The organism is Nocardia sp. NPDC057353 (assembly GCF_042667085.1).
GTDB lineage: Bacteria > Actinomycetota > Actinomycetes > Mycobacteriales > Mycobacteriaceae > Nocardia.
Map to the genome: position 1 here is coordinate 31,573 of NZ_JBHVAK010000060.1, position 7,325 is coordinate 38,897.

8 protein-coding genes are annotated in these 7,325 nt (G+C 73.2%); 4 read left to right on the plus strand and 4 right to left on the minus strand.

Annotation, left to right across the window (positions count from 1 at the left end; all coding sequences use genetic code 11):
- Positions 1-96 precede the first annotated feature (96 nt).
- Together ACFUUZ_RS25780 and dut are read right to left on the minus strand one after the other, a co-directional pair.
- Positions 97-993: a DUF3710 domain-containing protein gene (locus ACFUUZ_RS25780; RefSeq protein WP_378700504.1), complete on the minus strand. Its 897-nt coding sequence runs from the start codon at positions 991-993 to the stop codon at positions 97-99.
- A 173-nt stretch (positions 994-1,166) separates the two neighbouring features.
- Complete coding sequence (gene dut / locus ACFUUZ_RS25785) at positions 1,167-1,634, minus strand: dUTP diphosphatase (protein WP_378700494.1); 468 nt, start codon at positions 1,632-1,634, stop codon at positions 1,167-1,169.
- Between the two features lie 61 nt (positions 1,635-1,695).
- Between dut and ACFUUZ_RS25790 the strand changes: the two genes are divergently transcribed.
- On the plus strand, positions 1,696-2,250 hold the full coding sequence (locus ACFUUZ_RS25790) for a DUF3093 domain-containing protein (protein WP_378700506.1): 555 nt from the start codon (positions 1,696-1,698) through the stop codon (positions 2,248-2,250).
- A 9-nt stretch (positions 2,251-2,259) separates the two neighbouring features.
- On the opposite strand, the gene ACFUUZ_RS25795 is transcribed toward ACFUUZ_RS25790, so the two are convergent.
- On the minus strand, positions 2,260-2,562 hold the full coding sequence (locus ACFUUZ_RS25795; RefSeq protein ID WP_067656397.1) for a DUF4193 domain-containing protein: 303 nt from the start codon (positions 2,560-2,562) through the stop codon (positions 2,260-2,262).
- Positions 2,563-2,958: 396 nt separating this feature from the next.
- Between ACFUUZ_RS25795 and cei the strand changes: the two genes are divergently transcribed.
- A complete protein-coding gene (cei, locus tag ACFUUZ_RS25800) occupies positions 2,959-3,636 on the plus strand; it encodes an envelope integrity protein Cei (protein WP_378700496.1) in 678 nt (225 codons plus the stop codon).
- A 160-nt stretch (positions 3,637-3,796) separates the two neighbouring features.
- Here cei and ACFUUZ_RS25805 read toward each other — a convergent pair whose 3' ends face one another.
- Positions 3,797-4,729: an inositol monophosphatase family protein gene (locus tag ACFUUZ_RS25805; RefSeq protein ID WP_378700498.1), complete on the minus strand. Its 933-nt coding sequence runs from the start codon at positions 4,727-4,729 to the stop codon at positions 3,797-3,799.
- A 186-nt stretch (positions 4,730-4,915) separates the two neighbouring features.
- On the opposite strand from ACFUUZ_RS25805, the gene ppgK reads away from it, so the two are divergent.
- Entirely contained in the window at positions 4,916-5,674 is a 759-nt protein-coding gene (ppgK, locus tag ACFUUZ_RS25810) for a polyphosphate--glucose phosphotransferase (RefSeq protein WP_378700500.1), read from the plus strand.
- A 226-nt stretch (positions 5,675-5,900) separates the two neighbouring features.
- Positions 5,901-7,292 (plus strand): RNA polymerase sigma factor, encoded by a 1,392-nt coding sequence (locus tag ACFUUZ_RS25815; protein WP_378700502.1) that lies wholly within the window; start codon positions 5,901-5,903, stop codon positions 7,290-7,292.
- Positions 7,293-7,325 lie beyond the last annotated feature (33 nt).

Consider the following 7,325-nt stretch of genomic DNA (forward strand, 5'->3'; position numbering starts at 1 on the left):
CCGAGCGCGAAGCGGGCGACCTTCCGCCGCGAACGGAGGGGAGCCGAGCAGCGGAGCGGGCGAGGGACCGCCCCGTGCACGACGGCGGGCCAGGCGTCAGTTGCGGTTGAGCTGCTGCATGGCGGAGCCTTCCGCCCCGCGCCGGGGCTGATCGGGCAGCGGCTGCGGCATGACGGGCCGCGGCGTCGCGGCGGCCGCGGCCTGCGCCGCGGCGGCCTGCGCCTGCGCCTGCGCCGCCTCCACCTGCTGCTGGTGCGCGGCGGCGAGCTGCTCGGCCAGATCCTTGGGCAGCACGACGGGCAGCGGGTCCCGGACCGGGAGCGGCTCGGTGCCGCGCCGCACCACGGTCTCGCCCATGATGGCCCGCGCGGCCCGCACCAGCGGCCCGTCGGCCGCGACCGCACCGGTCGGCCCTGCGGCGACGAGCCGCACCATCCACCGGTACCCGTCGACCCCGATGAAGCGCAGATCCGCGCCCTCGGTCACGGCGACCAGTTCACGCCCCCACGGCCCGGTCTCGGTGGAGACCTGGGCTCCGTCCTTGCGCAGCGATTCGGCCAGGTCGGCCGCGACGGTCCGCCACTGCCCCGGCGTCTTGGGCGCCGCGTACGCGGCGACGGTGAGCCGCCCGTGCTCGGTGGCCAGGTGCACCGCCTGCGGGGTGCCGTCCCCGGCCATCTCGACCTGCAGCTGCCCACCCGGCGGCACCGGGATGATCACCGAGCCGAGGTCGAGCCGCTGCTCGACGACGGCCGCCAGCTGCTCGGTGACGTCGGCGTAGTCGTAGGGGCCGCGCGGCGGCTCACCGTCGGCGGCCACGGCGGCGGGCGCCGCGGGCTCGTCGTCCGGCACGCTGTGCTCGGACCGGCGCGGCGCCGCGTCGGCGGCGTCGTCACCGGCGCGACCGGGGCCGCCCGCGCGCCTGCGCCTGCCGCCGCGGGGCGGGGCGGGCTCCGGCGCGGGCTCCGGCTCCGGCGCGTACCCGGCCTGCACCGGGTGCTCGTCGGTGTCGTACTCGTCCTCGAACGGCTGGAACCCGGGGTCGCCCGGGTACAGCACCGGGATCGGGTGCTCGTCGGTGTCGTACTCGTCCCCGAAGTCGTCCTCGTACCCGCCGTGCTCGTCTGCCCGGCCGCTGCCCTTCTTCCCCCGTCCGAAGATTCCCATCACGCCTCCTCGGCGAGGCTCGCGTGCCCGCCGCTCGATCCGTAGCCCCCCGCGCCGCGCGCGGTCTCGTCCAGCGTCGCCACCTCGACGAAATCCACCAGCTCGACCCGCTGGACCAGCAGCTGCGCGATCCGGTCCCCCCGGCGCAGCTCGATCGCGGTGCGCGGGTCGTGGTTGATCAGGCAGACCTTGATCTCACCGCGGTACCCGGCGTCGATCGTGCCGGGGGTGTTCACCACGGAGAGCCCGGTCTTGGCCGCCAGCCCGGAGCGCGGGTGCACCAGCCCGACCGTTCCCTGCGGCAGCGCGACCGCGACACCGGTGCCGACCAGCACCCGCTCCCCCGGCTCCAGCACCACGTCCTCGGTGGTGCACAGATCCACCCCCGCGTCACCGGCATGGGCGCGGGTGGGAAGGGGGATGCCGGGATCTGTCCGCAGCAGGGGTATCGGTGACAGTGCACTCACGGTGCACGAGCCTACGCGCAGGCGGGGCGGCTCCGTCGCCTAGTGTTGAACCGTGTCCGAGCTGCCCGATCCCGTGAGCAACCCCGCGAACCCGGGTGCCGACCGGCGCGCTTCCGCCGCGGCATCCACCCCGGCAACGCCGGGGTCAGCACCCGCCTACCGCGAGCGGCTGTGGGTGCCGCTGTTCTGGTGGCCGCTCGGCTTCGGGGTGGCGGCGCTGCTGGCCGCGGAGATCCACATGGGCGGGCACGGCGTGCGGGAGTGGCTGCCCCACGCGGTGCTGCTGCCGGTGGCGGCGTGGGTGCTGCTGTGGTTCGGCAGGCACCGCCTCGAGGTCGCCGCCGACGAGCGGGGCAACCCGGAGCTGCGGGTCGACCGGGCACACCTGCCGGTCGAGTTCGTCGCCCGCGCGGCGATCGTCCCCCCCGCCGCGAAGAGCGCGGCCCTCGGCCGCCAGCTGGACCCGGCGGCCTACGTCCAGCACCGCCCCTGGGTGGGGCCGATGGTGCTGCTCGTGCTCGACGACCCGGACGACCCCACGCCGTACTGGCTGATCAGTACCCGCAGACCCGAACGGGTCCTCACCGCGCTCGGCCTGCCGAGCGCGGGTGGTTGACCGCGGCGCTCAGGCGGCGCAGTCCATGCAGATCATCTGATTCCCCTTCTCGCTGGCCAGCCTGCTCCGGTGGTGGACCAGGAAACAGCTGGAGCAGGTGAACTCGTCGGCCTGCTTGGGAATGACCCGAACGCTCAGCACTTCCTCGGACAGGTCCGCGCCGGGAAGTTCGAACGACTCCGCGGTATCGGATTCGTCGATATCCACGACGGCGGACTGGGCCTCGTTGCGACGGGCCTTCAGCTCCTCCAGCGAATCCTCCGACACGTCGTCGGATTCGGTGCGCCTCGGTGCGTCATAGTCGGTTGCCATGTCGTCTTCCCCTCGTCCTTACTCCGTATATCCCGGATCGGCGCGGTCACACCGATCCCTGCTGGGAATCGACCTGATCCACACCGCCCCGCCGGTGGCACACATCACACGGCTACCGGCTCTCCACCAGGAGCGGATCCGAGAATCCACGCCCGACGGCGCTTGGTGAACGCGGGACATGCCCTGCTTGTTCCCGCGACCGACCACGCCATTCCACCTGGGTGATTCGATCTGGGCCGCCAGACAATAGCGGACCACGGGGGAAAAAGCGCAACCGAAACACACTCGACGCGGAAACGACCTTTCACCGACGCGAGGCGACCGCTCGTCGCGCCCGCCGCGGCCGCTCCGTTACGCGCGGCGCTGCCGCCGCGTGATGTTTCGTAGAGTGTTCCCGTGGTTTCACTGATCACCGAAGGAAGCGCATCCGACCGCGACGGTCGGCCCTTCATCCGCCGGCGCATCGAACCGTGGCTCATCCTCGTCGGCGTCCTGGCGCTGGTGGCGACGGTGATCTGGGTCAAGGCCCTGACCATGGAGGACACCGACACGACCGCGATGAGCTGCAACTCGCCCAGCCCGGCCACCGACCAGGGCGCCACCACGGCACCCGCTGCGCTCGGGCAGCGGGTCGGCGCGGGCAGGCTCGACGACGTGGAGCCCGCTCCGCTGCAGGGCACCAAGGTGCGCGTGCTGAACGCCAACAACCAGCGCGGCCAGGCCGCGCACGTGGCCTCGCAGCTCGGTGACCTCGGCTTCGCCGGTGCGCCGGGGCAGCCGATCGGCAACGACTCCGTCTACGTCAACGGCGACCTGGAGTGCACCGGCCAGATCCGGTTCGGGGTGAACGGCCGCCCGGCCGCCGCCTCGGTGCAGCTGGTGGTGCCGTGCGCCGAGCTGATCGAGGACCAGCGCGGCGACGACACCGTCGACCTGGTGCTCGGCTCGCTCTTCCGGGACATCCGGCCGAGCACCGACGCCGAAGAGGTGCTGCGCTCGCTGAAGAACCCCGCGCCCGGTGGCGCCGCGCTCGACGTCGGCCTGCTGGAGGCCGCCCGCGAGGCGCAGTGCTGAGTCGACAGCGCGCCGCCGTGCGGTAGCCGACAGCTCGGCGCGGCGCGAGCGCGGGCCACACCGGCGTAGCGCTGCAGCCGGTGCCGCGGCGCTGGAGCACGTCGCTCCGGCGGCGCGGCGGCCGGTACGACGGCGCGGACGATGCCGTCCCCGGGGACGGTCAGGGCTGTGGGATGGGCGCGGCCCCGCCGGTGCGCTCGAAGAGCGCGAGCAGTTCGTCCGCGATCCCGGGCGCGGCGACCAGCACCAGGTCGCCCGCCTCGCCCCGCGCGGTGACGGGCGGCAGCACCAGCCGCGCCCCGGCCTCCTCGGCCACCAGCGCGCCCGCCGCCCAGTCCCAGGTGTTCAGCCCGTGCTCGTAGAAGGCGTCCAGCCGCCCCGCGCCGACCAGGCACAGGTCGAGCGCGGCGGCGCCGAGCCTGCGGATGTCGCGCACCGCGGGCAGCAGCTGCGCCACCAGCCGCGCCTGCTCGGTGCGGCGCGCGGTGCCGTAGGCGAAGCCGGTCGCGACCAGCGCCATCGACGCCTGCCGGACCGGGGTGCAGCGCAGGTGCTCGACGGTGCCGTCGGCGTCCACCCGCAGCGCGCCGAGGCCGCGCGCCGCGCTGTAGGTGGCGGCGCGCGCCACGTCGACCACCGCGCCCGCCACCGCGCGGCCGTTGCGCACCGCGGCCACCGAGACGGCGTACCCGGGCAGGCCGTAGAGGAAGTTCACCGTGCCGTCGATCGGGTCGACCACCCAGGCGATCCGATCGCCCGCGTCCTCGAACCCGCCGCCGCCCTCCTCGCCGACGATCAGGTCGTGCGGGCGCTGCTCGGCCAGCAGCCCGCGCACCAGCTCCTCGGTCTCGGTGTCGACCACCGTCACCGGGTCGGTCGGGGTGCTCTTGGCCTGCACCGCGCCGTCGGCCACCACGCCCGCGGGGCCGAAGACCTCGGGGCGGCGGGCGCGCACGTGCGCGGCCGCGCTCTCGGCCAGGTCGACCGCGATCCGGCGCAGGTCGGCGGGGTCGGTGGTGGTCGCGTCGAGGGCGCGGGGATCGGCGGCGGTGTCGGACGAGGCGGGGTGCGGTGCTGACGTGGATTGCGACACGCTGACATGCCATCACACATCCGGCGCGGGCGCGCGAGGGCGGTCGCCGATCGCGGCGCGTCGGGCCCGACTACCCTTGTCCTGCACGACACAGCGCCGTCGTCGGGCAGCCCGACGCCCGCGCGGCATCGGACCCTGTGCGGCGGCACCGACCACGACACCGGCACAGGAACGAGGGGTTGAGAGATGTCCGCTCGGCGGCACGCATTCGGGATCGACATCGGCGGCAGCGGTGTCAAGGGCGCCGAGGTGAACCTGGACACCGGTGAACTCGCCACGGAGCGCATCAAGATCGCGACGCCGCAGCCGTCCACCCCGGAGGCGGTCGCGGCCACCGTGGCCGAGCTGGTCGCGAAGGCGGACTGGGACGGCCCGGTCGGCATCACGCTGCCCGCGGTGGTCCTGGACGGGGTCGCGCGCACCGCCGCCAATATCGACCGGGGCTGGATCGGCACCGATGCCCGCGCGCTCTTCTCCGCCGCGCTCGGCGGCCGCGAGGTCACCGTGCTGAACGACGCCGACGCGGCCGGGCTGGCCGAGGACCGCTACGGCGCCGCGCGCGAGCACACCGGCTCGGTCCTGCTGCTCACCTTCGGCACCGGGATCGGCTCCGCGCTGATCTACCGCGGCACGCTGGTGCCGAACACCGAACTCGGGCACATGGAGGTCGGCGGGATGGAGACCGAGCACCGCGCCGCCTCCTCCGTGAAGGACCGCAGGGGGCTCAGCTTCGAAGAGTGGGCGGCCGAGGTCAGCACAGTGCTGATCGCGCTGGAGAACCTGTTCTGGCCGAACATCATCGTGGCCGGTGGGGGCATCAGCCGCGACAGCGACCGGTGGATTCCGCTGCTCACCAACCGGACGCCGGTGATCCCCGCGCACCTGCGGAACACCGCGGGCATCGTCGGCGCCGCCATGGCGGTGCGGGACGGCATCACGCCCTGAACCGCCTGCGGCGCGCGGGCCGCGAATCTGCCCGTCGTGGGCATGGGTACCCTGGTTCGATCGTTACAATGGAACGTGTCCGGCGGGAAGCCGCCAACCCCCACCCGGCACACCGGCCCGCGCCGGTGCGAGCCGACAGCCGGCGCTCCGCCGGCGCCACCCGACAGACCGCTCCGCCGGATCACTCTGGCGTGACGCCGCACGAGACCGTCACGAAAGGGCGTACGTGGTAGCCACGAATACCCGTCAGACCGCCGAATCGGCCGACGCCGATTCCGCGGAAGCAACCGCCGCGCGGCCGGTCCGCAAGGCACCGGTGAAGAAGGCGCCCGCCAAGAAGGTCGCCGCCAAGAAGGCACCTGCCAAGAAGGCCGCCGCCGCCAAGGGCGTCGCCAAGAAGGCGCCCGCGAAGAAGGCGAGCACCAAGAAGGCGGGGCCGGACGGCGAGCCCGGTGGCGACGAGGGCGTCGACGAGGAGAACCTCGACCTCGGCGAGCTCGAGGATCTCGAGGTCTCCGAGGACGACCTCGCCGAGGACGGCGAGGAGGCCGAGGACCCGGTCGAGGAGGCCGCCGAGGCCCCCGAGGCCGAGGGCGCCGCCGAGCCGACCCCCGCCGACAAGGCCTCCGGCGACTTCGTCTGGGACGAGGAGGAGTCCGAGGCGCTGCGCCAGGCGCGCAAGGACGCCGAGCTCACCGCCTCTGCCGACTCGGTGCGCGCCTACCTCAAGCAGATCGGCAAGGTCGCGCTGCTGAACGCGGAGGAGGAGGTGGAGCTCGCCAAGCGGATCGAGGCCGGGCTCTACGCCGCGGAGAAGATGCGCGAGTTCGCCGACTCCGGCGAGAAGCTGCCGGTCGCCACCCGCCGCGACTTCAACTGGATCATCCGCGACGGCAACCGGGCCAAGAACCACCTGCTCGAGGCGAACCTGCGGCTCGTGGTCTCGCTCGCCAAGCGCTACACCGGCCGCGGCATGGCGTTCCTGGACCTGATCCAGGAGGGCAACCTCGGCCTGATCCGCGCGGTGGAGAAGTTCGACTACACCAAGGGCTACAAGTTCTCCACGTACGCCACCTGGTGGATCCGGCAGGCCATCACCCGCGCCATGGCCGACCAGGCCCGCACCATCCGCATCCCGGTGCACATGGTCGAGGTCATCAACAAGCTCGGCCGCATTCAGCGCGAGCTGCTCCAGGACCTGGGCCGCGAGCCCACCCCGGAGGAGCTGGCCAAGGAGATGGACATCACCCCGGAGAAGGTGCTGGAGATCCAGCAGTACGCCAGGGAGCCCATTTCGCTGGACCAGACCATCGGCGACGAGGGCGACAGCCAACTCGGTGACTTCATCGAGGATTCCGAGGCGGTCGTCGCGGTCGACGCGGTCAGCTTCACCCTGCTGCAGGATCAACTGCAGTCGGTGCTGGAGACGCTCTCCGAGCGCGAGGCGGGCGTGGTCCGGCTGCGCTTCGGCCTCACCGACGGGCAGCCGCGCACGCTGGACGAGATCGGCCAGGTGTACGGCGTCACCCGCGAGCGGATCCGGCAGATCGAGTCCAAGACCATGAGCAAGCTGCGGCACCCGAGCCGCTCGCAGGTGCTCCGGGACTACCTGGACTAGGCACGTCGCGCGGAAGGCCCCACGGTGTTCGCC

What these genes read in the sequence shown, in the direction of transcription:
- ACFUUZ_RS25795 (WP_067656397.1), bottom strand. Translation starts at nt 2,562, where the DNA reads ATGGCAACCGACTATGACGCACCGAGGCGCACCGAATCCGACGACGTG.
- ppgK (WP_378700500.1), top strand. Translation starts at nt 4,916, where the DNA reads ATGTCCGCTCGGCGGCACGCATTCGGGATCGACATCGGCGGCAGCGGT.